Origin of the sequence: Qipengyuania soli, from assembly GCF_015529805.1 — a bacterium.
Classification (GTDB): Bacteria; Pseudomonadota; Alphaproteobacteria; order Sphingomonadales; family Sphingomonadaceae; genus Qipengyuania; species Qipengyuania soli.
Genome location: NZ_CP064654.1, coordinates 2,555,181 through 2,578,707, shown reverse-complemented (window position 1 = coordinate 2,578,707; position 23,527 = coordinate 2,555,181). Strand labels below are relative to the sequence as shown.

General features: G+C 62.4%; 29 protein-coding genes. 16 read left to right on the top strand and 13 right to left on the bottom strand.

Going from position 1 to position 23,527, the window contains the following annotated elements; all coding sequences use genetic code 11:
- The first annotated feature begins 9 nt into the window (after positions 1 to 9).
- Genes IRL76_RS12890 through IRL76_RS12880 form a run of 3 tightly spaced genes read left to right on the top strand, consistent with a single transcriptional unit; the run spans position 10 to position 3,030 of the window.
- Complete coding sequence (locus IRL76_RS12890; protein WP_200981722.1) at positions 10 to 489, top strand: DUF2497 domain-containing protein; 480 nt, start codon at positions 10 to 12, stop codon at positions 487 to 489.
- Positions 490 to 535: 46 nt separating this feature from the next.
- A complete protein-coding gene (locus IRL76_RS12885; RefSeq protein WP_200981721.1) occupies positions 536 to 2,656 on the top strand; it encodes a S9 family peptidase in 2,121 nt (706 codons plus the stop codon).
- Complete coding sequence (locus IRL76_RS12880; protein WP_200981720.1) at positions 2,653 to 3,030, top strand: (2Fe-2S) ferredoxin domain-containing protein; 378 nt, start codon at positions 2,653 to 2,655, stop codon at positions 3,028 to 3,030. The genes IRL76_RS12885 and IRL76_RS12880 overlap by 4 nt, the downstream gene beginning before the upstream one ends.
- Here the strand turns inward: IRL76_RS12880 and IRL76_RS12875 are convergent.
- The gene (locus tag IRL76_RS12875) at positions 3,027 to 3,317 is read right to left on the bottom strand and encodes a hypothetical protein (RefSeq protein WP_200981719.1); all 291 of its coding nucleotides are present in this window, start codon (positions 3,315 to 3,317) and stop codon (positions 3,027 to 3,029) included. The genes IRL76_RS12880 and IRL76_RS12875 overlap by 4 nt on opposite strands.
- 113 nt (positions 3,318 to 3,430) lie before the next feature.
- Here IRL76_RS12875 and IRL76_RS12870 point away from each other — a divergent pair, with 113 nt between their 5' ends.
- Genes IRL76_RS12870 through xth form a run of 3 tightly spaced genes read left to right on the top strand, consistent with a single transcriptional unit; the run spans position 3,431 to position 5,025 of the window.
- Positions 3,431 to 3,862 carry a CBS domain-containing protein gene (locus IRL76_RS12870; RefSeq protein ID WP_200981718.1) on the top strand — a complete coding sequence of 144 codons (432 nt, stop codon included), beginning with the start codon at positions 3,431 to 3,433 and terminating at the stop codon, positions 3,860 to 3,862.
- Positions 3,863 to 3,893: 31 nt separating this feature from the next.
- Positions 3,894 to 4,223 carry a HesB/IscA family protein gene (locus tag IRL76_RS12865; protein ID WP_200981717.1) on the top strand — a complete coding sequence of 110 codons (330 nt, stop codon included), beginning with the start codon at positions 3,894 to 3,896 and terminating at the stop codon, positions 4,221 to 4,223.
- Between the two features lie 10 nt (positions 4,224 to 4,233).
- Positions 4,234 to 5,025: an exodeoxyribonuclease III gene (xth, locus tag IRL76_RS12860; protein WP_200981716.1), complete on the top strand. Its 792-nt coding sequence runs from the start codon at positions 4,234 to 4,236 to the stop codon at positions 5,023 to 5,025.
- A gap of 55 nt (positions 5,026 to 5,080) precedes the next feature.
- Here the strand turns inward: xth and IRL76_RS12855 are convergent, their stop codons facing one another.
- The 9 genes from IRL76_RS12855 to IRL76_RS12815 all read right to left on the bottom strand — a co-directional run bounded on the left by IRL76_RS12855 (position 5,081) and on the right by IRL76_RS12815 (position 11,077).
- A complete protein-coding gene (locus tag IRL76_RS12855) occupies positions 5,081 to 5,737 on the bottom strand; it encodes a cell wall hydrolase (RefSeq protein WP_200981715.1) in 657 nt (218 codons plus the stop codon).
- A gap of 199 nt (positions 5,738 to 5,936) precedes the next feature.
- Positions 5,937 to 6,275, bottom strand: a complete 339-nt coding sequence (locus IRL76_RS12850; protein WP_200981714.1) for a DUF1491 family protein — start codon at positions 6,273 to 6,275, stop codon at positions 5,937 to 5,939.
- Positions 6,272 to 6,742 (bottom strand): PaaI family thioesterase, encoded by a 471-nt coding sequence (locus IRL76_RS12845; RefSeq protein ID WP_200981713.1) that lies wholly within the window; start codon positions 6,740 to 6,742, stop codon positions 6,272 to 6,274. Before IRL76_RS12845 ends, IRL76_RS12850 begins: the two co-directional genes overlap by 4 nt.
- Positions 6,743 to 6,758: 16 nt before the next feature.
- Positions 6,759 to 7,328: a ribosome hibernation-promoting factor, HPF/YfiA family gene (hpf, locus tag IRL76_RS12840; RefSeq protein WP_200981712.1), complete on the bottom strand. Its 570-nt coding sequence runs from the start codon at positions 7,326 to 7,328 to the stop codon at positions 6,759 to 6,761.
- Between the two features lie 69 nt (positions 7,329 to 7,397).
- On the bottom strand, positions 7,398 to 8,093 hold the full coding sequence (dnaQ, locus tag IRL76_RS12835; protein ID WP_200981711.1) for a DNA polymerase III subunit epsilon: 696 nt from the start codon (positions 8,091 to 8,093) through the stop codon (positions 7,398 to 7,400).
- Between the two features lie 50 nt (positions 8,094 to 8,143).
- Entirely contained in the window at positions 8,144 to 8,749 is a 606-nt protein-coding gene (gene coaE / locus IRL76_RS12830) for a dephospho-CoA kinase (protein ID WP_200981710.1), read from the bottom strand.
- A complete protein-coding gene (locus IRL76_RS12825) occupies positions 8,746 to 9,600 on the bottom strand; it encodes a shikimate dehydrogenase family protein (RefSeq protein WP_200981709.1) in 855 nt (284 codons plus the stop codon). Before IRL76_RS12825 ends, coaE begins: the two co-directional genes overlap by 4 nt.
- A complete protein-coding gene (locus IRL76_RS12820; RefSeq protein WP_200981708.1) occupies positions 9,597 to 10,202 on the bottom strand; it encodes a Maf family protein in 606 nt (201 codons plus the stop codon). Before IRL76_RS12820 ends, IRL76_RS12825 begins: the two co-directional genes overlap by 4 nt.
- Positions 10,199 to 11,077, bottom strand: coding sequence for a pyruvate, water dikinase regulatory protein (locus IRL76_RS12815; protein WP_200981707.1), 879 nt, complete (start codon positions 11,075 to 11,077; stop codon positions 10,199 to 10,201). The genes IRL76_RS12820 and IRL76_RS12815 overlap by 4 nt, the downstream gene beginning before the upstream one ends.
- A 282-nt stretch (positions 11,078 to 11,359) precedes the next feature.
- Between IRL76_RS12815 and hemE the strand changes: the two genes are divergently transcribed.
- The 4 genes from hemE to IRL76_RS12795 all read left to right on the top strand — a co-directional run bounded on the left by hemE (position 11,360) and on the right by IRL76_RS12795 (position 14,827).
- Complete coding sequence (gene hemE, locus IRL76_RS12810; protein ID WP_200981706.1) at positions 11,360 to 12,385, top strand: uroporphyrinogen decarboxylase; 1,026 nt, start codon at positions 11,360 to 11,362, stop codon at positions 12,383 to 12,385.
- 33 nt (positions 12,386 to 12,418) lie between these two features.
- Positions 12,419 to 12,862 (top strand): CopD family protein, encoded by a 444-nt coding sequence (locus tag IRL76_RS12805; RefSeq protein ID WP_200981705.1) that lies wholly within the window; start codon positions 12,419 to 12,421, stop codon positions 12,860 to 12,862.
- A 164-nt stretch (positions 12,863 to 13,026) separates the two neighbouring features.
- Positions 13,027 to 14,292, top strand: coding sequence for a transcription termination factor Rho (gene rho / locus IRL76_RS12800; protein WP_200981704.1), 1,266 nt, complete (start codon positions 13,027 to 13,029; stop codon positions 14,290 to 14,292).
- Between the two features lie 13 nt (positions 14,293 to 14,305).
- Positions 14,306 to 14,827, top strand: coding sequence for an AAA family ATPase (locus IRL76_RS12795; RefSeq protein WP_246449790.1), 522 nt, complete (start codon positions 14,306 to 14,308; stop codon positions 14,825 to 14,827).
- Here IRL76_RS12795 and IRL76_RS12790 read toward each other — a convergent pair.
- Genes IRL76_RS12790 through IRL76_RS12780 form a run of 3 tightly spaced genes read right to left on the bottom strand, consistent with a single transcriptional unit; the run spans position 14,822 to position 17,534 of the window.
- Positions 14,822 to 15,223 (bottom strand): nuclear transport factor 2 family protein, encoded by a 402-nt coding sequence (locus tag IRL76_RS12790; RefSeq protein ID WP_200981703.1) that lies wholly within the window; start codon positions 15,221 to 15,223, stop codon positions 14,822 to 14,824. The genes IRL76_RS12795 and IRL76_RS12790 overlap by 6 nt on opposite strands.
- Positions 15,208 to 16,818, bottom strand: coding sequence for an FMN-binding glutamate synthase family protein (locus tag IRL76_RS12785; protein ID WP_246449788.1), 1,611 nt, complete (start codon positions 16,816 to 16,818; stop codon positions 15,208 to 15,210). Before IRL76_RS12785 ends, IRL76_RS12790 begins: the two co-directional genes overlap by 16 nt.
- A 17-nt stretch (positions 16,819 to 16,835) precedes the next feature.
- Positions 16,836 to 17,534 (bottom strand): dienelactone hydrolase family protein, encoded by a 699-nt coding sequence (locus IRL76_RS12780; RefSeq protein WP_200981701.1) that lies wholly within the window; start codon positions 17,532 to 17,534, stop codon positions 16,836 to 16,838.
- A gap of 115 nt (positions 17,535 to 17,649) precedes the next feature.
- Between IRL76_RS12780 and IRL76_RS12775 the strand changes: the two genes are divergently transcribed.
- The 6 genes from IRL76_RS12775 to IRL76_RS12750 are packed head-to-tail and all read left to right on the top strand — an operon-like array spanning position 17,650 to position 23,499.
- A complete protein-coding gene (locus IRL76_RS12775; RefSeq protein ID WP_200981700.1) occupies positions 17,650 to 17,913 on the top strand; it encodes a DUF6489 family protein in 264 nt (87 codons plus the stop codon).
- An 18-nt stretch (positions 17,914 to 17,931) separates the two neighbouring features.
- Positions 17,932 to 19,206, top strand: coding sequence for a tRNA uridine-5-carboxymethylaminomethyl(34) synthesis GTPase MnmE (gene mnmE / locus IRL76_RS12770; RefSeq protein ID WP_200981699.1), 1,275 nt, complete (start codon positions 17,932 to 17,934; stop codon positions 19,204 to 19,206).
- A gap of 60 nt (positions 19,207 to 19,266) precedes the next feature.
- On the top strand, positions 19,267 to 21,120 hold the full coding sequence (gene mnmG, locus IRL76_RS12765; protein WP_200981698.1) for a tRNA uridine-5-carboxymethylaminomethyl(34) synthesis enzyme MnmG: 1,854 nt from the start codon (positions 19,267 to 19,269) through the stop codon (positions 21,118 to 21,120).
- On the top strand, positions 21,117 to 21,749 hold the full coding sequence (gene rsmG / locus IRL76_RS12760; protein ID WP_246449785.1) for a 16S rRNA (guanine(527)-N(7))-methyltransferase RsmG: 633 nt from the start codon (positions 21,117 to 21,119) through the stop codon (positions 21,747 to 21,749). Before mnmG ends, rsmG begins: the two co-directional genes overlap by 4 nt.
- Positions 21,746 to 22,537, top strand: coding sequence for a ParA family protein (locus IRL76_RS12755; RefSeq protein ID WP_200981697.1), 792 nt, complete (start codon positions 21,746 to 21,748; stop codon positions 22,535 to 22,537). Before rsmG ends, IRL76_RS12755 begins: the two co-directional genes overlap by 4 nt.
- Positions 22,534 to 23,499: a ParB/RepB/Spo0J family partition protein gene (locus IRL76_RS12750; RefSeq protein ID WP_200981696.1), complete on the top strand. Its 966-nt coding sequence runs from the start codon at positions 22,534 to 22,536 to the stop codon at positions 23,497 to 23,499. The genes IRL76_RS12755 and IRL76_RS12750 overlap by 4 nt, the downstream gene beginning before the upstream one ends.
- Positions 23,500 to 23,527: the final 28 nt, after the last annotated feature.

The window sequence follows — 23,527 nt, the reverse complement described above, 5'->3', positions numbered from 1 at the left end:
TGAGGCACGATGCAGCAACCGGGTGAACCGTCGGTCGAAGAGATCCTTGACTCGATCAAGAAGGTCATTGCGCGCGACAATCGCGACGGCATGATCGCCGAACGCCGTCGTCGCGCAACCGCGGAGCGCGAAGACGTCGTCGAACCTGCCGACGAGGAGGAGGCCATCGAGGTCCTGGAACTCGATTCCGACTACGCGATGGAGCACGCGCACGCCGAACCTGAATGTGCCGACGCGGCGGATGACGAGGACGCCCTCACCCGCGGCGACACGCGCGAAGCGATGCGGCAGAACTTTGCCGCCCTCGCCATGCTCGCGCAGCCCGGCAAGGCGCCGCAGATCGTCCGTTCCGGCGAAACATCGCTCGAAGGACTGGTGCGCGAAATGCTTCGCCCGATGCTGGCGCAATGGCTCGATGACAATCTTCCCGCCATGGTCGAGGAACTGGTCAAGGCCGAGATCGCCCGCATCGCCGGCAAGAAGTCCTGACGACACCCCCTTAACTTTGCCGTCGCGCGGGCCTAGAGCCGCGCACATGACAAGAAGCATCCGGGTCGCAATCCCGTTCGCCAGCGCCTTTGCGCTCCTCGCTGCCAACCCGCTCGCTGCCGAGAGCCGCGAGCCGATGAGCGCGCAGGACATCGTCACCATGCCGCGCCTTGGCGCGCCTGCAGTGGATCCCACGGATACGCTTGCCGTCTATCCGGTCACCGAGACCGATCCGGAGACCTATGCGCGCAAGGGCGCTCTTTACCTGCGCTCGCTGAAACAGCTCGACGCGAAGCCGATAAGGCTCGACCTCGAAGCCTCGGATGCACGCTTCGGCGGCGACGGATGGCTTTACTACCTCGCCGACGATGCCGATGGCGGTGACGCGGCGACCAGCCAGGTCTGGCGCGCCCGAGTGGCGGTAGATGGCACGGTTAGCGATGCAGCTCAGGTCACCCGCCTGCCACGCGCGGTCAACGGTTTCGTCCTCTCGCAGGATGCCAAGCGGATCGCAGTCTTCACCGAGATTTCCCGCGCGTGCGCCTCGCTCGATTGCGATGACAGCGCAAAGCCCTTCACGCCCGGTCCGGGGACGGGGCGTCTCTACCAAGGTGACGGCGGTTTCGTGCGGCACTGGGATCACTGGGAAACGCCGGGCACATACAACCGCACTTTTGTTTTCCAGCTCCAGAACGGGGAAGTCGCTGACAATGGTACTGCCGTGGACGGTCCGGATGGGGCCGGTGGCCCCAGCGGCGATACGCCAACCATGCCCTTCGGCGGCAATGAGGACATTGCCTTCGCACCCGACGGCAAAAGCCTCTACTTCGTTGCGCGCGAAGCGGATGCGAAAGAACCCTATTCCACCAACCTCGACATCTGGTGGTCGGATCTTTCCGGCAGCGCACCGGTGAACCTGACCGCTGCGAACGAGGCGATGGACATGCTGCCCGCACCCTCTCCCGACGGGCGGTACCTCGCATACGTTGCGATGGAACGTCCGACCTACGAGGCCGACAGGCAAGTCGTCATGCTGCGCGACCTGAAGACCGGCAAGCTGAGTGCACTCACGGCCAAGGCCGACCTCTCGTTCGGCTCGCTTGCGTGGACGCCGGATTCGCGCTGGATCGTCGCAACGGCTCAGGACGTACTCGACACACCTGCATTCCGAATCGATCCGCGCAGCGGCGCGGTCGAAAAGCTGGACCTTATGGCCGGGAATGAGGCCCACATCGGCAATGTCGTCCCGCTGCGCGCTGGCGGCCTGCTGTTCACCCGCGATTCGATCGGCGCGCCGCCGGAAATGTACCTCTCGCGCAAGTGGGGTCAGGCGAAGCCGCTGACCGATGTCGCGATGAGCCGCATGGGCACGCTCGCCCCGGTTTCGGTTGAACGCTTCAGCTTCCCCGGCGCGAATGGCGACACGGTCTGGGGTCAGATCACCAAGCCCGACGGCATTCAGGGCAAGCTGCCCGCCATCCTCTACGTCCATGGCGGACCGCAGGGATCGTTCAACGACAGTTGGTCGAACCGCTGGAACCCTCGAGTCGTCGCGAGCCAGGGATATGCGGTCATCTCGGTCGATTTTCATGGGTCCACCGGTTACGGACAGGCCTTCACCGACAGCATTCGGAACGACTGGGGCGGCAAACCGCTCGAGGACCTGCAGAAGGGCCTCGCCCACGCGCTTTCGATCGACAAGCAGATCGACGGCACGCGAGCCTGCGCCATGGGCGCCTCATACGGCGGCTACATGATGAACTGGATCGCAGGGCAGTGGTCGGACCGCTTCGACTGCCTCGTCCAGCATGACGGCGTTTTCGATGCCCGGGCCATGGCCTACGAGACCGAGGAGCTGTGGTTCGACATCTGGGAGCATGGCGGCAAGAAATATTACGAGGACCCCGCAGCCTACGAACGCTGGAATCCGGCGAACCACGTGGACAAGTGGAAGACGCCGATGCTGGTCATCACCGGCGAAAAGGATTTCCGCATTCCCTATACGCAGGGCATCGCCTCCTTCACGGCACTGCAGATGCGTGGGATTCCCAGCCAGCTGCTGGTCTTCCCGGACGAGAACCACTGGGTGCTCAAGCCGAAGAACTCGCTGCAATGGCACAACACGGTGTTCGCGTGGCTCGACCGTTGGCTGAAGCCCGCCGAATGACTGCAAAGGCCACGGATCTGCGCAAGGCCGAAGCCGCGCTCACCAAGATTGGCGGGGCGACAGTCGAGCGGCAGATCTTCCTTTGCGCGATTTCCGAGAAGCAGAAGTGCTGTCGCCGCGAGGAGGGCGAGGCTGCGTGGAAATTCCTCAAGAAGCGGCTCAAGGAGCTCGGCCTCGTGGGGCCGGGCGGCAAGGTCCAGCGGACCAAGGCCGACTGCCTCCAGATTTGTGAGGCGGGGCCGATCGCGGTCGTGTGGCCGGACAACGTCTGGTACCATTCCTGCAACGAAGAATCGCTCGAGGCGATCATCCAGCGCCACCTCATCGGCGGCGTGCCTGTTGAGGAGTACCGCTTGCGTCCCGAAGCCGACTAGTCGCGGTCGTTCAGCGGATCCTCGATGGCCTCATCATGGCCGGTGCCCGACGAGAGGAACATCAGGCCCATCAGCGCGCTCGCCAGCAGCATGGTGAAACCGATGCCTAGAGCCGCGGCGATGTAGTAGTGGATCGAGACCTCCTCGGTCCCGAACTTCCACAGCAGCGCCAGCGATATGGCTACCACCCCGATGGTAAGCAGGAACATGAAGCGCATGATCCGCCGGAATCGCGCCCAGGCGAATGCTGCCTGCTGGGGATCATCGAGGGGGGACTTCCTGCTCATGTCCAAGGCGTTTGGACATTGGGCTGAAGGGATTCAATGGCTGATGTGTGCACGATTCGCTTTTCGGCCCTGAAAATGGCATTCTCCCCACATAGCTTGCGGAGGAGGTGGCAATGGACATCGGTACCATGATCGCGGGGCGGACAAGCGCGGAGGTCATATCCTGCGGAGTCGACACACCCGTTCGCGATGCCATAGCGATCCTGGCGGATCGTCGCATCGGTGCCCTGCCGGTCATGGAACATGGGCGGGTCGTCGGCATCTTTTCCGAACGCGATGTGGTGTACAGGCTGGCAAGCGAGGGGGATGCATGCCTGTCCCGGTCGATGGGCGAGGTCATGACCTCGCCGCCGATTACGGTCGAGCGACGCACCGGCATTCTCGACGCGCTGGCCCTGATGACGCGCCGGCGCATCCGTCACTTGCCTGTCGTGGATGGCGAGGCGATGTGTGGCTTCATATCCATCGGCGATCTGGTGAAGGCCCGCCTTGACGAGATCCAGAGCGAAGCCGAGGCCATGCGCGAGTATATCCAGACCGCTTGAGGCGGAGCCCCAGGCACCCTACATCCAGACGATGAACACCACGCCCACCTTGACCGAGGCCGCAGCCGCGCGCGTTTCCGCCATCGCGCAGAAACAGGCCAAGCCCGCTATCCTGCGCCTGTCGGTTGAAGGAGGCGGCTGTTCGGGCTTCCAGTACAAGTTCGACCTCGCCGCCGCTCCCGAAGGGGATGATGCGGTGAGCGAAACCGCGGGCGTCCGTCTCGTCGTCGACCCCGTCAGCCTGGACCTCGTCGCCGGTAGCACGGTGGATTTCGTCGAATCGCTTGGCGGCGCCGCGTTCCGGGTCGAAAATCCGCAAGCCGCTGCAGGTTGCGGTTGCGGATCGAGTTTCGGCATCTAGTGTCCGGGCGATGAAAATCGCCAGCTTCAACATCAACGGTATCAAGGCCCGCCTGCCGCGGCTGAAGGAATGGCTCGAGGAGACCCGGCCCACCGTCGCCTGCTTGCAGGAAATCAAGACGATGGACGACGGCTTCCCGGCCGACGAGTTCGAAGCCATCGGCTACAAGGCGATCTGGCATGGCCAGAAGAGTTTCAACGGCGTCGCCATCCTTGCCGATGGCGTCGAGCCGCTCGAAATCAAGCGCGGCTTGGGGATCGACGGTCCCAAGGACGGCGAGGGCGAACAGGCACGCTATCTCGAGGCCGAGGTCAACGGCGTGCGTATCTGCAACCTCTACCTGCCCAACGGCAATCCGCATCCCGGGCCCAAATTCGACTACAAGCTTGCGTGGATGGATAAGCTGCGCGCCCGAATGCACGAGATCTGGGCCGAAGAAATCCCGGCCGTCGTGCTTGGCGACTTCAATGTAATCCCCGAAGACAAGGACGTCTGGTCGGTCAAGGCAATGCAGGACGACGCGCTGATGCAGCCCGAGTCGCGCGACGCCTATGCCCGGCTGCTTGGTCACGGGTGGACCGATGCCATCAACACGCTCAACCCGCGCGGTGGTGTGTGGACCTATTGGGATTACCAGGCGGGCGCATGGCAGCGCGACCATGGCTTTCGGATCGACCACCTGCTCCTGTCACCCGAGTTGGCCGATCGCATGGCGGCGGCGGGCGTCGACAAGGAATATCGCGGACGCGAGAAGGCCAGTGACCATACCCCCGTCTGGGTCGAGATCGCGGATCACTCGTAGCAGGAGGGCCGCCCCGCCTGGCGACGGCCCCGCTCAAAGCACGCGTCGGCCGCAATCAGCGATAGAAGACGTGCGTATCGATGGTCGCTGTTGCAACCTTCTTGCGGCTCCAGCTGGGCTTTACGTACTTGGCATGGAAGTAGAGTGCTTCACCGGCTTCGCTGTCCCACAGACCGCGATGCGCAATGCGCGCGATCGCCTTGGCATTGCGCCACGCGGTCGAGCTCGTGCGGATATGCGGCATACGGCCACCCTTCACGAAGGAGAATTGCGAGCGCTGGTAGACCACGCCGCAATAGCTGGAGGGAAATCGTCCGTCCTGACTGCGGTTGATGATCACCTGTGCCACGGCCAGCTGGCCGGAAAGGGGTTCGCCGCGCGATTCGAAGTAGATCGCGCCAGCAAGGCACTGGAGTTCTGCCGAAAGCTCGCCGGTCGCAGGCATGGCAGCGACAAGCTGGCGCAAGTTTTGAGCGCGCGGTTCCTCGGCGGTTTCCTGAATCTCGTTTCGAGCTTCCTCGGGAAGCTCCTGGACCACTTCCTTCTCCACGAAGACCGGCACGACCTCTTCGGTCAGCGGTGCCTCGGAGGCGGTGGTCGGAGTCGCATTCGCTGCGACTTGGGCGTTTGCGCCGGAACTATCCATCCCGACAAAAGTAAGTGTTACGGCAGCCGCGATCGCCGCGGTAAAGCCGGTAGTCTTGCGAACCATGATCCCGAAACATTCGGCGGTTGATGGTCTGGCGCAGGCTGGGACCCACGCGCGTTTATTGCGTCGTGGTAATCGGGTCCGTTGCGGGCCTGCCGGCCATCCCCCGTCTGCGTGCTAGCGCGTCGGCCGTATTGCCGAACAGACGCCGCCTCCGCATCGAAGTGGGGCGCCACATAGTCACAACTGAAACCGTGTCAACCTAAGTAACCATGGTTGAGATGAAGCGTTCTGCGTTAACGATATCCAGTTCAATCACCCATGCATCCGGGTCTTGGCGCATCCTGCGCTGGATATACTCGTCAAAATCTTTTTTATTTTCAACTCCTTGTGTACGGGAGCGGGTATAGGGTCGCGAATTATCAAGCTGGGGCATCCGTTCCCACAAGATGGTATTATTGCCACGCTCAGTCGTTAATATCATGATCGTCCCAGCATCGCGTTCGCCGCGTTGAAGCACTGCCGCGAAGCCGCCGTTGCTTTCCACGAGGCGAAGGAGGGCGCTCACTTCGAGATGGGCAGGGAGCCGGGCATCGCTCATGCTGCAGCTTCCAGTGCGTAGCCCGGTAGCCCCGAAAGGGCGATGTGGGAGCGCATGAAGGTGCCCGTGCCGCGGCCGATCTCGTCACCTTCGGCATCGATGAGCCGCGCTTCCGCGACATAGACCCGCTTCCGACCGCTGATCCATTTCCCCTCCGCAACCACCTTTCCTCCACGCACTGGCTTGGTGAAATGGAGGTTGAACGAGGTTGTCAGGAGGAAGCGATCGGTGACGAGGCTGTTGGCAGCATAGAAAGCTGCATCGTCGAGCATCTTGAAATAGATCGTGCCATGCGCGGCACCGGCAGCGTGGTAGAATTCCTCGGACACGTCGAAAGTGATGCTCGACAGGCCATCCCCGGGAATCGCGATGGTTGAACGGAACAGCGCATTGACCGGGGCCGACGCATAGAGATTTTCGAGCGCGCGGTAATGCCGCGCCGCCCCGGTGGTTGCGGCCCTGGTCATATTGTCCTCCGCTTATCTAGCGCGGCTCGACCCAGCCGATCGATCCGTCGTGACGGCGATAGACCATATTGTGCTGTTCGCTCCCCGCGTTCTTGAACAGCAGTGCATTGGCGTTCTGCAGGTCGAGCATCATCACTGCATCAGCCACGCTGCATTCGGGGATGATCGCACGTGTTTCGGCGATGATCGGCGGGCTGTCGGCGGTAACCTCTTCCTCGTCGTCCGTGTCGGGAGCGCCAAGAATCGTGTAGGCCGCCTCTTCTTCGCGGATGGCGTGGCTGGCCTGCTCGTGACGATCCTGGATCCGTCGCTTGTAGCGGCGCAGCTGCTTTTCGATCTTGCCCGCTGCGGAATCGAATGCCTGGTGCACGTCGTGGGCTTCGGCGTGACCCTTAAGGATCAGGCCTTGCATGACATGGGTGACGATATCGGATGTGAAGGAACCGCCCGGTCCCTTGCCAAAGGTGACGTGCGAGGAAATCGCGCGGTTGAAATACTTGTCGACGATGGAGTTCAGTCGATCACCCACATGCTCCTGAAGAGCGGCGCCGGTATCGATCTGGTGGCCAGAGACGCGAATATCCATCTTATCGTTTTCTCCTTTGTCCTACCCGCCGATCCCGCTTCCGACCCCGTCCGCCGGCATCTCCGCAACCTAGCCCCAGAGAGGGTTCTCGATCCCGGACATGAATTCCCTGTGTCGTGCCAGTTCAGCCTGGCTGGCCGCATGCGGCCGCGGATCGCGGCGCGGTCCGTCAGGTGCCTTGCGCACAGCGATAACCTCACTTGCAACGACAGTTTCGCGCGCCGCGATCTCCGCTGCCAGTTCCAATCCGATCTGCCGACCGCCCTTCAGCTCGACATAGACCTGCGCCAGCAGTTCGGCATCGAGCAGCGCCCCGTGCTTGACTCGATGGCTGCGATCGATGCCGTAGCGCGAACACAGTGCGTCGAGCGAGAGCTTCGCACCGGGATGGCGCTTCTTGGCGATGGCAACGGTGTCGACCATACGACTCATGCAAACGGCTTCGCGCCCGCAGAATTCCAGCTCGGCATTGAGGAAGCCGAAGTCGAAGCCGGCATTGTGCGCGACCAAAGGTGCATCGCCAAGGAAATCGATGAGCTCGCTCGCCATGTCCTTGAACAACGGTTTGTCCGACAGGAAGGCGGCAGAAAGCCCGTGCACTGCCTCTGCCCCTGCGGGCATGTCACGCTCGGGATTGAAATAGGCGTGAAAGGTAGCGCCTGTCGGTACGAGATTGAACATTTCGATGCAGCCGATTTCGACCATTCGGTCCCCGCTTCTGGGGTCTAGGCCGGTGGTCTCGGTATCGAATACGATTTCGCGCATCATGCAATCTATCGGCCTCTCTCGGGCGGATTTCAAGTGCTGCGGATCACCTATTTCTTTGCTCGTTCGGCGCGCAGATGGGCGATGAGGTCGATGACCTCAGTCTCGGTTTCCTCCACCGATGTCCCTGTGTCGACGATGTAGTCCGCCCGTTCCCGCTTTTCGGCATCGGGAACCTGCAACGAAAGAATATGAGCGAATTTCTCCTGCGTCATGCCTGGTCGAGCCAGCACGCGTGCGCGTTGAGCCTCCGCAGGGGCAGAAACCACCACGACCTTGTCGACCGCCGCCGCCCCACCCTTTTCGAACAACAGGGGTATGTCGAACACGACAACTGGTGCACCGGCGTGTTCGATCAGAAACGCCTCGCGCTTCCTCGCCACTGCCGGATGGACGATCGCCTCCAATCGGGCCAGCGCCTCCTTGTCGCCGAAAACCTTCTGGCCAAGCTCGTCGCGCAACACGCCCGCAGGCCCAGTTGTGCCAGGGAAGGCTGCTTCAATCGCCGGGATCAATTCTCCATTTGCGCACTGCATGGCGCGCACTTCCGCATCGGCATCGAACACGGGTACCCCTGCGGCCTCGAACATCGTCGCAACGGTCGACTTTCCCATTCCGATCGAGCCGGTGAGACCAACTATCAGGGGGCGGGTCATGCGCTCAGCCTTTTGCGCAGTTCGGCATCATGTTCGCGCGGCGGCTCGACGCCGAAGAAACGAGTGAAGGCTGCCGCCGCCTGACCGATGAGCATGGAGAGGCCGTCGATAGTCTTGAAGCCGGCCGCGCGTGCACCCTTGAGGAATTCGGTCTCGACCGGGTCAGTCACGATGTCATAGGCAATCGATCCCGGTGGCGCATGACTCCAAGCGAAGGCGAGGGCGGGTTGCCCGCGCATGCCCAGGGGGGACGCATTGACGACGAGGTCGCAGCAACCTTCTCGATCGTCGAATGCAAAGTCCGTCGCCTCAGCAAAATGGTCCAGCAAGGTGGTATGATGTTCGCCGCCCGGGTCGAGTTGGTCGAGCATTGCGCGGGCCTTGTCCGGGTTACGGCCAGCGAGAACCAGGGTGAACCCTTGGCCCGCAAGGCCAGTCACGATTGCACGCGCCGCGCCTCCCGTTCCGAGTATTCGTGCCATGCGGAAATAATGGGATTTCGCGAGATCGCCGGCGAGCGGTTCGAGGAAGCCTGACATGTCGGTGTTGGTCCCGACGAGCCGCCCACTCGCATCCCTGTAGATCGTGTTGACGGCGCCGATGGCACTCGCGATTTCGTCGATCCCGTCCAGGAAGGGTTGGACGGCCTGCTTGTGCGGCATGGTGACATTGCAGCCGCGCCATTCCGGATTCTCGCGTCGGCTGGCGACGTAGTCAGCCAGCCCTTCGCTCGTCACATGAGCTGCGCTATAATCCGCATCAAGGCCGAGTTTCGCGATCCAGAAACCATGGATCGTGGGCGATTTCGACTGTGCGATCGGATCGCCGATCACTTCGGCATAGGGCTTCATGCCGGCAGCACCCCGTCCTCGCGCAGGGCATCGAGCACCTTAAGCAGCGGCATGCCGAGCACGGTGAACTGGTCGCCCATGATCGTTTCGAACAATTGCACGCCCGGACCCTCGATGCGGAAGACCCCCACGCAATAGGAGACTGCTGGCCATTCGGTGTCGAGATAGGCTTCGATGAATTCATCGCTGAGGTCGCGAACCTTGAGGCGGGCAAAGTCGCTGTCGAGCCAGGTGATCCGCCCACCGCGGGCCAGCGCAGCGGCGCTGTGCAGCGTCATCACCTTGCCGGAAAAGAAGCGGAGGTGTTCCGCGGCGTCCTCGCGCGTCTTCGGCTTGTCGAAGCGGCGTCCTTCGACCTCCACGAGGGAATCCGAGCCGAGCACAAGTTCTCCACCGCATTGCGTGGAAACGGCACCAGCCTTGGCAGCGGCAAGAGCCTGCGCAATTTCGGCGGGGTCCGCGTCATCCATCTCCGCTTCAAGCGCTCGCTCGTCGACATCCGCGGACATTGCACGGAAGGTGATCCCGGCCGCTTCCAGCATCGCATTACGTGAGGCGCTGTTGGACGCCAGCACCAGTCCATTTCCGGCGATGGCGGTCATATCGGCTTCGCCCCTTGTGTCGTCCCGCGCGTCTCGCGCTCGTTGTAGAGTCGGATCACCGCAGCGGCGGTTTCCTCGATCGAGCGGCGAGTGACATCGATCACCGCCCAGCCGTTGTCGGCAAACATGCGCCGAGCGAAGGCAACCTCGGCCTTGACCTTTTCCTGGTCGGCATAGTCGGTGGTGCGCTCCTCGTTGAGGCTCAGGAGGCGGTTGCGGCGCACTTGTACCAACCGCTCCGGCGCGGTGGTCAGGCCGACCACCATCGGGTTCTTGAGCTCGAACAGCTTGGGCGGTGGCGGGCTTTCGACCACCAACGGGATGTTGGCGACCTTGTAGCCGCGATTGGCCAGGTAAATGCTGGTCGGCGTCTTCGAGCTGCGCGACACGCCTGCGAGGACGATATCCGCCTCCTCCCAGTTCTCCCACCCGACGCCGTCATCATGGGCGATGGTGAACTGGATCGCCTCGACACGCTTGAAATAGGCCTGGTCCATCGCATGCTGGCGACCGGGCTTGCCATGCGCTTCCTGCCCCAGCGCCTTTTCGAGTGCCTCGGTCACGCGATCGAGTATGGGGACTGCGGGCAGTCCAAGCTGGCGGCAGATCTCTTCCAGCCGGTCGCGCGTTTCGGGATTGACCAACGTGAAGAGGACAAGGCCCGGGTTGGCCTTGAGCTCCGGGGCAATACGTTCGAGATGCTGGCGGCTTCGAACCATCGGCCAGAAATGGCGCATGACGTCCGCATCCTCGAATTGCGCGAGCGCGGCCTTGGCCAGCATCTCGAGCGTTTCGCCGGTGGAGTCTGACAACAGGTGGAGATGGACGCGGTTGGAAATAAGAGGCTCCGGCACCCTGTGGAGAAGCACCGGCATAAACCACGGGATAGGCCTGCCGACAAGTTCGGGAGGAACTTCCCTCCCCACAACGAGTCTTTCAGCAGGCGATTCCCGCACAGGTCGGCCGGGTTTTGGACAGGCTGGGGACAACAGGGATAAGTTTGACTCGACTCAAGCCAAGCCGCGAGTCGCATATCCGCTCGACCCTTTGCTTTGCGGGAGAATTCGGGCAGGGGCTGGTTATCCCTGAAATCCACAGGGCCAACAGACTCCATCAACTCTTATCTAAATAAATATATTGGATTGGACTCTTCCCGTATGCCCGGTCTCCTTCTCGATACGCTGAACGGAAAGCGCTCCTCGCGGGTGCCCATGTGGCTCATGCGCCAGGCCGGGCGTTACCTCCCCGAATACCGTGCCCTGAGGGAGCAGAAGGGCGGATTCCTTGAGATGGCTTACGACAGTGAGGCGGCGTGCGAGATCACGTTGCAGCCGATCGACCGCTTCGGCTTTGACGGGGCGATCCTGTTTTCCGACATCCTGATCGTGCCGCATGCGATGGGCCAGGACCTGTGGTTCGAGGCGGGCGAGGGGCCCAAGCTTGCTCCCAAGCTTGTCGATGAAGCGCTCGAAACGCTGTGTTCGGCGACCAAGCGCTACGAGCCGATCTACCAGACGGTCCGCCTGTGCCGCCAACGTCTGCCCGAAGGCGTAACTATGCTTGGCTTTGCGGGCAGCCCCTGGACCGTCGCTACCTATATGGTGGCGGGCGAGGGCAGCCGCGACCAACACGACGCGCGAGCCATGGCCTATCGCGATCCCGGCGCCTTTAAAGCGATCATCGACGCCATCGTCGAGCAGACCATCACCTATCTCTCCGGCCAGATCGAAGCCGGTGCGGAAGCGGTGCAACTGTTCGACAGTTGGGCCGGCAGCCTGGCTCCCGATCAGTTCGAACGCTGGGTCATCGCACCCAATGCTGCCATCGTAGCGGCACTGCGCGAGCGCCACCCGGATACTCCGGTCATCGGCTTTCCAAAGGGCTCGGGCGAGAAGCTACCCGCCTATGCGCGCGACACCGGGGTGCATGCCGTGGGGGTGGACGAGACGCTCGATCCGGACTGGGTTGCCCGCGAACTGCCTGCGGACATGCCGGTACAGGGCAATCTCGATCCGTTGCTGCTGCTTTCAGGAAGCCCCGAGCTCGAAAAGCGCGTGGCGACGATCCTGCGTGCCTTTGCCGGCCGGCCGCATGTCTTCAACCTCGGTCACGGCATCGACCGGCGCACGCCCATCGAACACGTCGAGCGGCTGATTTCGACTGTCCGCGGTTTCGAGGGGTGACGCACTCGTGCGCAATACCTACATAGCTTCGCGATGCAGGACGTGCTTGCCATGACCTACCTCTGGCTCAAGGCCGGACACATCATCTTCATGGTGTTCTGGATGGCGGGACTGTTCATGCTCCCCCGGCAGATGATCTATCTTCACGGCACTGCGCCGGGATCGGAAGAAGCGGCGTTGTGGGGCAAGCGCATGGGCCTCCTGCGCAAGATCATCCTGACGCCGAGCCTCGTCGTGGTGTGGGTTCTCGGCCTTGCGCTGGCCTCGTCCATCGGTGCCTGGGACCAGGGTTGGTTCCACGCCAAGCTGCTGGTGGTCGTTGCCCTGACCGGCTTTCACGGCTTCATGGTCGCCAAGTCCAAGGCCATGGTCGCGGGCGAGCGACCGCTGAGCGAGAAGCAGTTGCGCATGTGGGGTGAGTTTCCCGGCATCGCACTCGCGCTCATCGTGGTGCTGGTCGTCGTCAAACCCTTCTGACGCATCCGCCTATCGCTTTATGAATTGACGCATTTGCGGCGCGCCCGTAATTGCATCTCCACCGACCGGCTATAGGTCCCGCATCCAAGACGGGGCCGGGTCCGCTTTCTCCAAGCCCATATCGACCTGCCGGCCATCCCAACAGAATACTCTCGAGAAAACAAATGCATCTCAAAGACCTAAAAGCAAAAACCCCCGCCGAGCTGGTGTCGATGGCCGAAGAACTCGGTGTCGAGGGCGCCTCGACCATGCGCCGCCAGGACCTGATGTTCTGCATCCTGCGCGAACTCGCCGAGGACGAGGAATACGAAGAAAAGATCATGGGCATCGGCACCATCGAGGTGCTCCAGGACGGCTTCGGCTTCCTGCGCAGCCCCGAGGCGAACTACCTCGCCGGCCCCGACGACATCTATGTCTCGCCCAACCAGGTCCGCAAATGGGGCCTGCGCACCGGCGACACGGTCGAGGGCGAGATCCGCGCTCCCAAGGAAGGCGAGCGCTACTTCGCGCTGACCAGCCTTGCCTCGGTCAATTTCGACGATCCCGACGCGGTCCGCCACCGGACCAATTTCGACAACCTCACGCCGCTCTATCCGGAAGAAAAGCTGACGCTCGACACCTTCGATCCGACGGTGAAGGACAAGTCGGCCCGCGTGATCGACATCATCTCGCCGCAGGGCAAAGGCCAGCGCGCGCTGATCGTCGCCCCGCCACGCACGGGTAAGACCGTGCTGCTGCAGAACATCGCCAAGGCGATCACCGACAACCACCCGGAAGTCTTCCTGCTGGTCCTGCTCGTCGACGAGCGTCCCGAGGAAGTCACCGACATGCAGCGCAGCGTGAAGGGCGAGGTCATCTCCTCGACCTTCGACGAGCCTGCCAACCGCCACGTCCAGGTCGCCGAAATGGTGATCGAGAAGGCCAAGCGTCTCGTCGAGCACAAGCGCGATGTCGTCATCCTGCTCGACTCGATCACGCGTCTCGGCCGCGCCTACAACACTGTCGTGCCGAGCTCGGGCAAGGTTCTCACCGGCGGTGTCGACGCCAACGCCCTGCAGCGCCCCAAGCGCTTCTTCGGCGCCGCGCGCAACATCGAGGAAGGCGGTTCGCTGTCGATCATCGCCACCGCGCTGATCGATACCGGCAGCCGCATGGACGAGGTCATCTTCGAAGAATTCAAGGGCACTGGTAACTCGGAAATCGTGCTCGATCGCAAGGTTGCCGACAAGCGCATCTTCCCCGCGCTCGACGTGGGCAAGAGCGGCACCCGCAAGGAGGAGCTGCTGGTCGAGAAGGACAAGCTTTCCAAGATGTGGGTCCTGCGCCGCATCCTCATGCAGATGGGCACGGTCGACGCGATGGAATTCCTCCTCGACAAGATGAAGGATTCGAAGACCAACGAGGACTTCTTCGCGACGATGAACCAGTAAGGGTTCGGCGCGCATGCCCGCGATCCGGAGAGTGGCTGTCACCGGCGCTCCCGGCGCGGGCAAGTCCACTTTGCTCGACGAACTCGCACAGCGCGGCGTCCCCGTCGTGCGCGAGGTTGCCCGCCGCATCCTTCAGGGGGAGGGCGGCATGGAACTGCGCGAGCGCGACCCGCGCGGCTTCGCCGATGCCATGTTCATCGAGCAGATGTCGGAATGGCGGGCGGCCGACGCATCGCCCTCAATCTTCGACCGCGGTTTCGCGGATATCGTCGGCTTCCTCTGGCTGGAAGGCCTCGAGGTTCCGGCCGAAATCGATCGTGCCTGTCGTGACCTTCGTTTCGATGGGCCCGTGTTCCATGCCAGGCCCTGGCGCGAGATCTACACGCCCGATGACGAGCGCATCCAGGACTGGGATGCTGCCCTTGCCAGCGATGATGCCGTAGAACGCGCCTGGAGGCACTATGGCTACGATCTGGTCATCTTGCCCTTCGCCACCCCCGCAGAGCGCGCAGAGTTCGTTCTCGGGCGTTTATGAGGCCTTCTGGCGTTCCAGCTGAGCGGCCATCTTTTCCCAGACCTTGTTCACCGCCTTCAACGGCCTGACCATGACCTTGAAATCGACGATATTGCCGTCCTCGTCGAAGCGGATGAGGTCGATACCATTGACGTGGATGCCGTCCATCGTGGTCTGGAACTCGATCATGGCGTTCTCGCCATCGACCAGCTCGCGGACGTATTCGAAGCTCTCGTTGCCAAGCGTCTGTCCTGCAGCCGAGAGATAGGCCACCACAATTGGTCGACCTACCTGCGGCGTGTGCACCACGGGTGAGTGGAATACTGCGTCTTCGCGGATGATGGCCGAGAGTGCCTCGGGCGAACTGCCGCCCTCGATAACCTCGTGCCAGCGCTTCAATCCTACCTTGGCCGACATGTCGCCTCCCCGAATGTGTGTGCCTGGGCCTTTTCCCAATCCTCGGCATATTGCGTCGAACCCGGATCGTCGAGCAACTGGTTCTCCTTGAGGAAGCCGTAGATATTGTCGATCCGGTCCGACTTGGCCGAATTGAGTCGCTCGGAAATATGGCACGGCGCGATTTGCCACGGGTTCTCGAGCCCCATGGCGACGACCATTTCCCTCAGCGATGCGAGAGTCTGGCGCTGGAAACGGGCGACACGCTCGCCCTTGTCCTCGACCACGAGGCCGCGCTGGCGGGTTGCATCCTGTGTCGCCACGCCGGTCGGGCAGGCATCGGTATGGCATTTCATCGACTGCACGCAGCCCAGCGCGAACATGAAGGCGCGGGCCGAATTGCACCAGTCGGCACCCAGCCCGAGATTCATTGCGAGACCGGCGCCCGAATGGACCTTGCCTGCGGCACCAAGCTTGATCTCCTTCTTGAGCCCCGTGCCGACGAGCGCGTTGCGCACCAGGATTAGTCCTTCGCGCAGGGGCATGCCGAGACGGTTGGAGAATTCGACCGGCGCTGCACCGGTCCCACCTTCAGCCCCATCGACGACGATGTAGTCGAGCCTGATGCCGGTCTCGAGCATCGCCTTCATCAGGGCGAAGACTTCGTGCGGCTGGCCGACGCACAGCTTGATGCCGACGGGCTTGCCACCGGAAAGCTCGCGCAGGCTGGCAGCCCATTCGAGCAATTCAACCGGGGTGGAGAAGCTCGAGTGCGCGGCAGGCGAAACGCAGGCTTCACCTTCGGATACGCCGCGTGCCTCGGCGATTTCAGCAGTGACCTTGGCCGCTGGCAGGACCCCGCCATGGCCCGGCTTGGCCCCCTGGCTGAGCTTGATCTCGACCATGCGGACCTGCTCTTCGCTGGCAGTCTCTGCGAACATGCCGGGGTCGAATGCGCCGTCCTTGGTGCGGCAACCGAAATAGCCGCTGCCGATCTCCCACACGAGATCACCCACGTGCGAGCGATGGTAGCGCGAAAGGCCACCTTCGCCTGTGTCATGGTAGAACCCGCCAAGTGCGGCGCCCTTGTTCAGCGCCATGATCGCGTTCGCCGACAGCGAACCGAAGCTCATCGCGGAGATATTCAGGAGCGAGGAGGAGTAGGGCTTGGCACACTGGTCTGTGCCGACGGTGACGCGCCATTCCTTTGGGGCATCCTCCTTGGGCACGATCGAATGGCCCAGCCATTCGTACTCGTCCGAATAGACGTCGAGCTCGGTGCCGAAGGGATGCGAATCGAGCTCGCCCTTGGCCCGCGCGTAGACCAGCGCGCGCTCGTCGTGGTTGAACGGGCGGCCTTCCAGGTCGCCCTCTACGAAATAGGCCCGGGCATAGGGACGCAGGTCCTCCATGATCCAGCGGATGTGCGCGAGCAGAGGATAGTTGCGCCACAGCGTATGGCGCCGCTGGAAGAAGTCGTAGATCGCCAGCGCCAGCAGCGGGAGGGTGACCACCAGGCCCCAGCGCAGGTTCTCCACCAGCGCACAGATCGCGGCGAGCAGCACCACAACCAGCGTCGGTCCGAAGCGCATGAACAGCTCGGACGATTCGCGCATTTGCGCGCGATTGCGCATCAGGCAAGGTGCTCGGCGAAGAAGGCGCTGGTGCGGCTGTCGGCAAGGTTCGCGGCATCCTCGCTGCGGCGCTTGCCGAACTCGGTGGCAAAGCCGTGGTCGAGCCCTTCGTAGTCGTGGAGCGTGACCTTGGGGTGATCGTCCAAGCCCTCGTGCATCGCCTGTTGCGTCGCCTTATCGACGAAGCCGTCCTCGGTCGGGATATGGAGCATGACCGGGTGTGCGATCGCGTGTTTCTCGCCCAGCAGTCCGTCGATGCCGACACCGTAATAGCCGACGGAGGCATTCACGTCGGTGCGCGCCGCAGTCATGTAGGCCAGCCGGCCACCGAGGCAGTATCCGACGCAACCAATCTTCGCGACGCCTTCTTCTCGGCGGATATGATGGATCGTCGCCTCGATATCGCGGATGCCCTGGTCCTGGTTGAACTTGCCCATCCAGTCGAGCGCCTGCTTGAATTCGGGCTCGACGTCCGGATCCAGCTCGATGCCGGGCTGCAGCCGCCAGAACAGGTCCGGCGCCACGGCGAGATAGCCATCCTCGGCTAGTCGGTCGCACTTGCGGCGGATGCCCGCATTCACGCCGAAGATTTCCTGGATCACGATGATCGCAGCGCGCGGCGTGCCTGCGGGGCGCGCGACATAAGCGGTGAAGTGGTCATTGCCGCTCAGGGTGGCGATCTGGGCTGTTTCGGTCATCGGCGCGGTTCTCCCTCGCAATTGGTCTTCATGCGGCCTAGCGCTTGCAGCGAATGCTTGGCAAACCCAGATAGGGTGCAGACATGGCGCACAGGGTCACAACGGAGGAAGCTGCATGAAGGTCCATATCGAAATCGACTGCACGCCCGAAGAGGCACGCAGCTTCATGGGGCTTCCCGACGTGGGCAAGGCCAACGACATCTACGTCGATATGATGTCCAAAGCGATGAAGGGTGTTACCAACACTGATCAGCTGCAGGAATACGCCAAGCAGCTCGCACCTATGGGCCAAGCAGGCTTCAAGCTTTTCCAGAGCTTCATGGAAGGCGCCAATGCGGCGCGCAGCCAGTCGGACAAGAAAAAGTCTGACGAGGACTGAGAATCTTCCGACTAGCCGATGACTGACACCATCTTCGCCCTGTCGAGCGGCGCGCCGCCGGCCGGGATCGCGGTCATTCGTATCAGTGGCACGGGTGCACGCGGCGCGCTCGACATTCTCGGCTGTGGCGAGATGCCTGCGCGACGGCCGGTACTGCGCAGACTGGTCGATCGGCAGGGGGATATCCTCGACGAAGCCCTTGTCCTGTGGATCCCCGGCCCCGGCACTGCCACAGGCGAGGATCTGGCCGAGCTTCATTGTCACGGGGGCAGGGCGGTTGTGGCCGCTGTTCTCGACACGCTGGGACAGCTCACCGGACTTCGCGAGGCCAATCCGGGCGAATTCACCCGACGTGCCTTGGCCAACGGCCGGATCGACCTTGCCGAGGCAGAGGGGCTGGCTGACCTCCTTTCCGCAGAGACCGAATGGCAGCGTCGCGGCGCGCTTCACGCTGCGGGAGGCGAGTTGTCCCGGCGAGTGGAGGGTTGGCGCGACAGGGTGCTTCAGCTTTCGGCCCAACTCGAAGCCGTCATCGATTTCTCGGACGAGGACGATGTGGGCGATCTGCCCCCGTCATTTGCTGCCGGGTTGGAGGAATTGCGGCGCGACATCGAGCGGGTTCTGGAGCGACCATCCGCCGACCGCTTGCGCGAGGGTGTCCGGGTCGTCTTCGGTGGGCCGCCGAATGCTGGAAAATCGTCTCTTTTCAATGCTATAATTGAGGATGGAGCCGCGATTGTATCGGCCGAGGCAGGCACCACGCGTGATGTGATCGAGAGGGCAGTCGCTCTTGGTAGTGTGCCCCTAGTCTTTGTCGATACGGCAGGTTTGCGTGCCGAAGATGTCGGGGAGATCGAGGCCATCGGTATTGAGCGGGCACACGATCAGTTGCGCCGGGCCGAAATCGTGCTTTGGCTGGGTGGTGATGAAGACAGGCCCGAAGGGGCGATCCAGGTTTGGCCCAAGATAGATCTCGCCGACACCGCTGCGGCCAGCTCGGGTTTCAGGGTCTCTGCTCTTACCGGTGAGGGCGTGGACGCTCTGGTTGCGGAGATCATCGCACGGGCAAAGCGGAGCCTACCTCCGCCTGATCGGATAACCCTAACCCGGCGACAGAAGTTGATTGTTCGGGAGGCGTGCGAAGCGCTCCTGGCGTGTCGGGGGCAAGGTGACTGGTTGATCGCGGCAGAGAACCTGCGTCGCGCACGCGTCTCGTTCGATGAAATCACCGGGAGGAACTCGACCGAGGAGATGCTCGATGTGCTCTTCGGCCGGTTCTGCATCGGCAAGTGATGTTCCACGTGGAACACATCGCTTTTGACCTCGGCTTGCGACGGAGGTAATCGCCCGTCCATGCACGAATTCGACGTGATCATAGTCGGCGGCGGACATGCCGGGGTCGAGGCTGCCTGTGCTGCGGCCAGGATGGGTGCGAGTACCGCGCTTGTGACTTTCGACGCGTCGGCAATAGGCGCGATGAGCTGCAACCCGGCAATCGGTGGGCTTGGCAAGGGACACCTCGTTCGCGAGGTCGACGCGCTCGACGGGATCATCGCTCGTGCAGCCGATGCCGGAGCGATCCATTACCGCATGCTCAACCAATCGAAGGGCAGTGCGGTCTGGGGCCCAAGGGTGCAGGCGGACCGCAGACTGTTCAAGGCTTCGGTGCAGGCCCAGGTGGCGCGACAAAGTAACCTTTCGATCATCGAGGGGGAAGCTGCGGCAATGGTCTTCGCGGGCGATCGCGTTAACGGTCTGGAACTTGCCGACGGAACTCGCCTCACTTCGCGAGCGGTCGTCCTGTGCACGGGCACCTTCCTTGGAGGCGTACTGTTCCGCGGGGAAGAGCGTTTCGAGGGCGGGCGCATCGGCGAAAATGCCGCACATCGTCTTGCCGGGCAATTGCGCGGCGCAGACCTGCCCATGGGTCGCCTGAAGACGGGCACGCCTCCCCGCCTGGATGGGAGGACCATTGATTGGGCAGGTCTCGACGAGCAGCCTTCCGACGATGGGAATTGGACGATGTCCTCCCTCACCGTGCGGAGGGATAACCCGCAGGTCTTCTGCGCGATCACCCGCACCAACCAGCGGGCGCATGACATCATTCGCGCCAATCTCGACCGTTCTCCTCTTTTCTCTGGCGCAATCGGGGCGGCGGGGCCGCGGTATTGCCCCTCGATCGAAGACAAGATCCATCGGTTCGGGGATCGCGACGGCCACCAGGTTTTCCTCGAGCCCGAGGGACTTGACACGCATCTGGTCTATCCCAACGGAATTTCCACCTCGCTGCCGGTCGACGTACAACTCGGCATGCTTCGGGCGATGAGGGGTCTGGAGCAGGTCGAGATGGTCGTCCCTGGATATGCGGTGGAATACGATCATATCGATCCACGAGCGCTGAAAGCGACACTCGAGCTTCATGCGGTCCCGGGCCTGTACTGTGCCGGACAGATCAATGGCACCACTGGCTATGAAGAGGCGGCGGCGCAGGGACTCGTCGCTGGGATGCAGGCAGCGGCGTCTGTAATCGGCAAGGAGGCGCCGATTCTTGATCGCGCCAATTCCTATATTGCAGTCATGCTGGACGATTTGACTCTACAGGGGATCACCGAGCCTTATCGAATGCTGACTTCACGCGCGGAGTATCGCCTGCGATTGCGGGCCAGCAATGCCGACACCCGCCTTACCCAAGCGGCGATCGATGCCGGATTGGCGGGTGCGGAGAGGAAGGCCTGGTTCACCGAGCGGGCGGCGCGCCGCGATGAACTCGAAGCGCTTCTTAGTGCACCGATACACGCCCGCGAGCTTATCGACGCAGGGTTTCACGTGAAACGCGATGCGGGTGAGCGGCCGGCGAGGGAATGGCTTTCCGGGGGCCATGTCGACGTGGGACAAATCGCGAGCGTTCTTGCGGGGCTCGATCCGCTTGATGCGCTTACGGTCGAATTGGCTGAGGACGCCTTCTACGCACCCTACCTCGCGAGGCAGGAGTCAGAGTTGGCGGAACTCCGTGCCAGCGAACTTCTGCGGCTTCCTTCCGACTTTTCCTATTCATCGGTTCCGGGCCTTTCTAACGAAATGGTCGAGAAGCTGTCGAGAGCTCGCCCCGGGACGATCGCCGCTGCCTCCCGAGTGCAGGGCATTACTCCCGCCGCATTGGCCGCCGTTTTGATACACGTCCGCCGCGGACAGGTCACGGCGTCGTGAGGATCCGAGACGAGGAATCCGCTCGTGCCTACGTGGCGGAGATCGGCGGAAAAGAATCGCTCGAACCTTTGCAGATGCTCGAGGACGAACTTCGGCAGGAGAACGTGCTGCAAAACCTCGTTGCGAAAAATTCGCTCGAGTGTGTCTGGCAGCGTCACATTGCCGATTCCGCCCAACTCATCGGCCATGCCGAGCGCTCAACGCGGCCGTGGATGGACTTGGGAAGTGGCGCCGGTTTCCCGGGGCTGGTAATCGCGGCACTGAGGCCGGAAATACCTGTAATTCTTGTAGAATCCCGCAAGCGCCGGATCGATTGGCTAGAGCGCATGAAGTCCAAGATGCAGTTGGACAACTGTCGAATCGAGGGAGCGCGGCTCGAACAGGTCGAGACATTCGAGGCGGGCGTCATCACAGCCCGCGCGTTTGCTCCCCTGGATCGATTGCTCGCATTATCCGCACGCTTCTCCACAAGTCGCACCCGCTGGGTGTTGCCGAAAGGGCGGTCCGCGGCCCAAGAAGTGGCTGCGCTATCAAAATTCGGGCGCAAGATGTTTCACGTGGAACAATCGCTCACCGACAACGAGGCCGGAATCGTGGTCGGAACGGGCAAATGGAGCGAAAAGTCATGATCACCGTTGCGATCGCGAATCAGAAGGGTGGGGTGGGCAAGACCACCACGGCCATCAATATTGCGACAGCAATGGCGGCGACGGGGTGGAAAACACTCCTGATCGACCTCGATCCTCAGGGTAATGCGTCGACGGGACTGGGTATCGAAGCTGCTGCACGGGTGAACACCAGCTACGACTTGCTCCTCGACCAGGCGACGCTCGCCGAATGTGTCCAACCCACTGATATTCCCGGATTGGATATCGTTACGGCCACGCAGGACCTTTCCGGTGCCGAGGTCGAGCTTGTTTCGGTTGATGACCGCACCTCGCGTCTCACCTCGGCTCTTGCGCAACAAGGCAAGGATGGTTTCGCCGGCTACGATGTATGTTTCATCGACTGCCCACCTTCACTCGGGCTGCTGACACTCAATGCCCTATGCGCTGCCGATACGCTGTTGGTGCCGCTGCAGTGCGAATTCTTCGCCCTCGAGGGCCTGAGCCAGCTCCTCCAGACCGTCGAGCGTATCCAGCAGGGATTCAACGCAAATCTGGGTATCGTCGGCGTAGTCCTGACGATGTTCGACCGGCGCAACCGCCTCACCGACCAGGTGGCCGACGATGTGCGCGATTGCCTGGGCAACCTCGTGTTCGAGAACGTCATTCCGCGAAATGTGCGTCTTTCCGAAGCGCCGAGCCATGGGATGCCGGCGCTCGTCTATGATCACAATTGCCCTGGTAGCCGTGCCTACATCGGACTCGCGCGCGAATTGATCGGCAGGTTGTCAGAAAAGAGGAAGGCCGCATGAGCGACGCAACGAGTCCCGCACGAATGATCGATCGCAAGAAGAAGCTCGGCAAGGGCCTGGGTGCGCTCCTTGGCGAGACACGTCGCGAGGAGCCGCTGGTTCGCCAGGACGCAACCGAGGTCGGCCAGTCCCTATCTGCAGCGAGTGGTCCGAAGATTGTCACCACTGGCCTTGCGTCCATCCCGGTGGCCGACATTTCGCCGCTCCCAGGTCAGCCGCGCACGCATTTCCGCGAGGAAGCCTTGGACGAACTGGCCTCCTCGATCGCGGCTCGGGGCGTCATCCAGCCCATTATTGTCCGCCCCATGGGTGCTGGTCGCTACCAGCTGGTAGCCGGCGAGCGTCGCTGGCGCGCGGCACAGCGGGCGCGCCTGCACGAGATCCCGGCTGTCGTGCGTGACCTCGACCAGCGCGAGGTCATGGCCCTGGCGCTGATCGAGAACCTCCAGCGCGAAGACCTCAATCCGCTCGAAGAAGCGCGGGCTTATCAAAAGCTTGCCGATGATGAGGGCATGACCCAGGCGGAGATCGCCAAGCTTGTCGACAAGTCGCGCAGCCATGTGGCGAACTTCCAGCGCCTTCTCGCCCTGCCGGACGACGTGCTTGCCCTGCTTGCAGATGGCGCATTGTCCATGGGGCACGCGCGCGCGCTGATCGGGAACGAGGAAGCCTCATCGCTCGCCCGTCGCGCCGTCGAACAGAAACTGTCGGTGCGGGAGATCGAAAAGCTGGCGCGGGCGGTCGGCAGGGAGCCTGTGGCACCCCGCAAACCGGCTCCCTCGCGATCAGGCGAGAACGATGCTGATATCTCGGCTGTGCAGGGCCACCTCGAGGAGTTCCTCGGGATGCAGGTCCGCATCAAAACCGAGGATTCGCCCAACACGGGCACGGTCACCATTCGCTATCGCACCCTCGACCAGCTTGACCTCATCTGTCAACGCCTGACCGGCGGCGATATTTGATATAAATATCAATATGTTGCTCGGCATG

Coding starts and splice junctions, on each gene's coding strand:
- coaE (WP_200981710.1), bottom strand. CDS start 8,749: ATGACCCGCCCCCTGATAGTTGGTCTCACCGGCTCGATCGGAATGGGA.
- IRL76_RS12845 (WP_200981713.1), bottom strand. CDS start 6,742: ATGACCAGGGCCGCAACCACCGGGGCGGCGCGGCATTACCGCGCGCTC.
- IRL76_RS12790 (WP_200981703.1), bottom strand. CDS start 15,223: ATGTCGGCCAAGGTAGGATTGAAGCGCTGGCACGAGGTTATCGAGGGC.
- rho (WP_200981704.1), top strand. CDS start 13,027: ATGCATCTCAAAGACCTAAAAGCAAAAACCCCCGCCGAGCTGGTGTCG.
- IRL76_RS12890 (WP_200981722.1), top strand. CDS start 10: ATGCAGCAACCGGGTGAACCGTCGGTCGAAGAGATCCTTGACTCGATC.
- IRL76_RS12870 (WP_200981718.1), top strand. CDS start 3,431: ATGGACATCGGTACCATGATCGCGGGGCGGACAAGCGCGGAGGTCATA.
- IRL76_RS12795 (WP_246449790.1), top strand. CDS start 14,306: ATGCCCGCGATCCGGAGAGTGGCTGTCACCGGCGCTCCCGGCGCGGGC.
- IRL76_RS12855 (WP_200981715.1), bottom strand. CDS start 5,737: ATGGTTCGCAAGACTACCGGCTTTACCGCGGCGATCGCGGCTGCCGTA.
- dnaQ (WP_200981711.1), bottom strand. CDS start 8,093: ATGCGCGAAATCGTATTCGATACCGAGACCACCGGCCTAGACCCCAGA.
- IRL76_RS12815 (WP_200981707.1), bottom strand. CDS start 11,077: ATGCCGGTGCTTCTCCACAGGGTGCCGGAGCCTCTTATTTCCAACCGC.
- IRL76_RS12750 (WP_200981696.1), top strand. CDS start 22,534: ATGAGCGACGCAACGAGTCCCGCACGAATGATCGATCGCAAGAAGAAG.
- IRL76_RS12825 (WP_200981709.1), bottom strand. CDS start 9,600: ATGAAGCCCTATGCCGAAGTGATCGGCGATCCGATCGCACAGTCGAAA.
- mnmG (WP_200981698.1), top strand. CDS start 19,267: ATGCACGAATTCGACGTGATCATAGTCGGCGGCGGACATGCCGGGGTC.
- IRL76_RS12785 (WP_246449788.1), bottom strand. CDS start 16,818: ATGCGCGAATCGTCCGAGCTGTTCATGCGCTTCGGACCGACGCTGGTT.
- hemE (WP_200981706.1), top strand. CDS start 11,360: ATGCCCGGTCTCCTTCTCGATACGCTGAACGGAAAGCGCTCCTCGCGG.
- hpf (WP_200981712.1), bottom strand. CDS start 7,328: ATGGATATTCGCGTCTCTGGCCACCAGATCGATACCGGCGCCGCTCTT.
- IRL76_RS12880 (WP_200981720.1), top strand. CDS start 2,653: ATGACTGCAAAGGCCACGGATCTGCGCAAGGCCGAAGCCGCGCTCACC.
- IRL76_RS12780 (WP_200981701.1), bottom strand. CDS start 17,534: ATGACCGAAACAGCCCAGATCGCCACCCTGAGCGGCAATGACCACTTC.
- mnmE (WP_200981699.1), top strand. CDS start 17,932: ATGACTGACACCATCTTCGCCCTGTCGAGCGGCGCGCCGCCGGCCGGG.
- IRL76_RS12885 (WP_200981721.1), top strand. CDS start 536: ATGACAAGAAGCATCCGGGTCGCAATCCCGTTCGCCAGCGCCTTTGCG.
- IRL76_RS12805 (WP_200981705.1), top strand. CDS start 12,419: ATGCAGGACGTGCTTGCCATGACCTACCTCTGGCTCAAGGCCGGACAC.
- IRL76_RS12865 (WP_200981717.1), top strand. CDS start 3,894: ATGAACACCACGCCCACCTTGACCGAGGCCGCAGCCGCGCGCGTTTCC.
- xth (WP_200981716.1), top strand. CDS start 4,234: ATGAAAATCGCCAGCTTCAACATCAACGGTATCAAGGCCCGCCTGCCG.
- IRL76_RS12755 (WP_200981697.1), top strand. CDS start 21,746: ATGATCACCGTTGCGATCGCGAATCAGAAGGGTGGGGTGGGCAAGACC.
- IRL76_RS12820 (WP_200981708.1), bottom strand. CDS start 10,202: ATGACCGCCATCGCCGGAAATGGACTGGTGCTGGCGTCCAACAGCGCC.
- IRL76_RS12875 (WP_200981719.1), bottom strand. CDS start 3,317: ATGAGCAGGAAGTCCCCCCTCGATGATCCCCAGCAGGCAGCATTCGCC.
- IRL76_RS12775 (WP_200981700.1), top strand. CDS start 17,650: ATGAAGGTCCATATCGAAATCGACTGCACGCCCGAAGAGGCACGCAGC.
- IRL76_RS12850 (WP_200981714.1), bottom strand. CDS start 6,275: ATGAGCGATGCCCGGCTCCCTGCCCATCTCGAAGTGAGCGCCCTCCTT.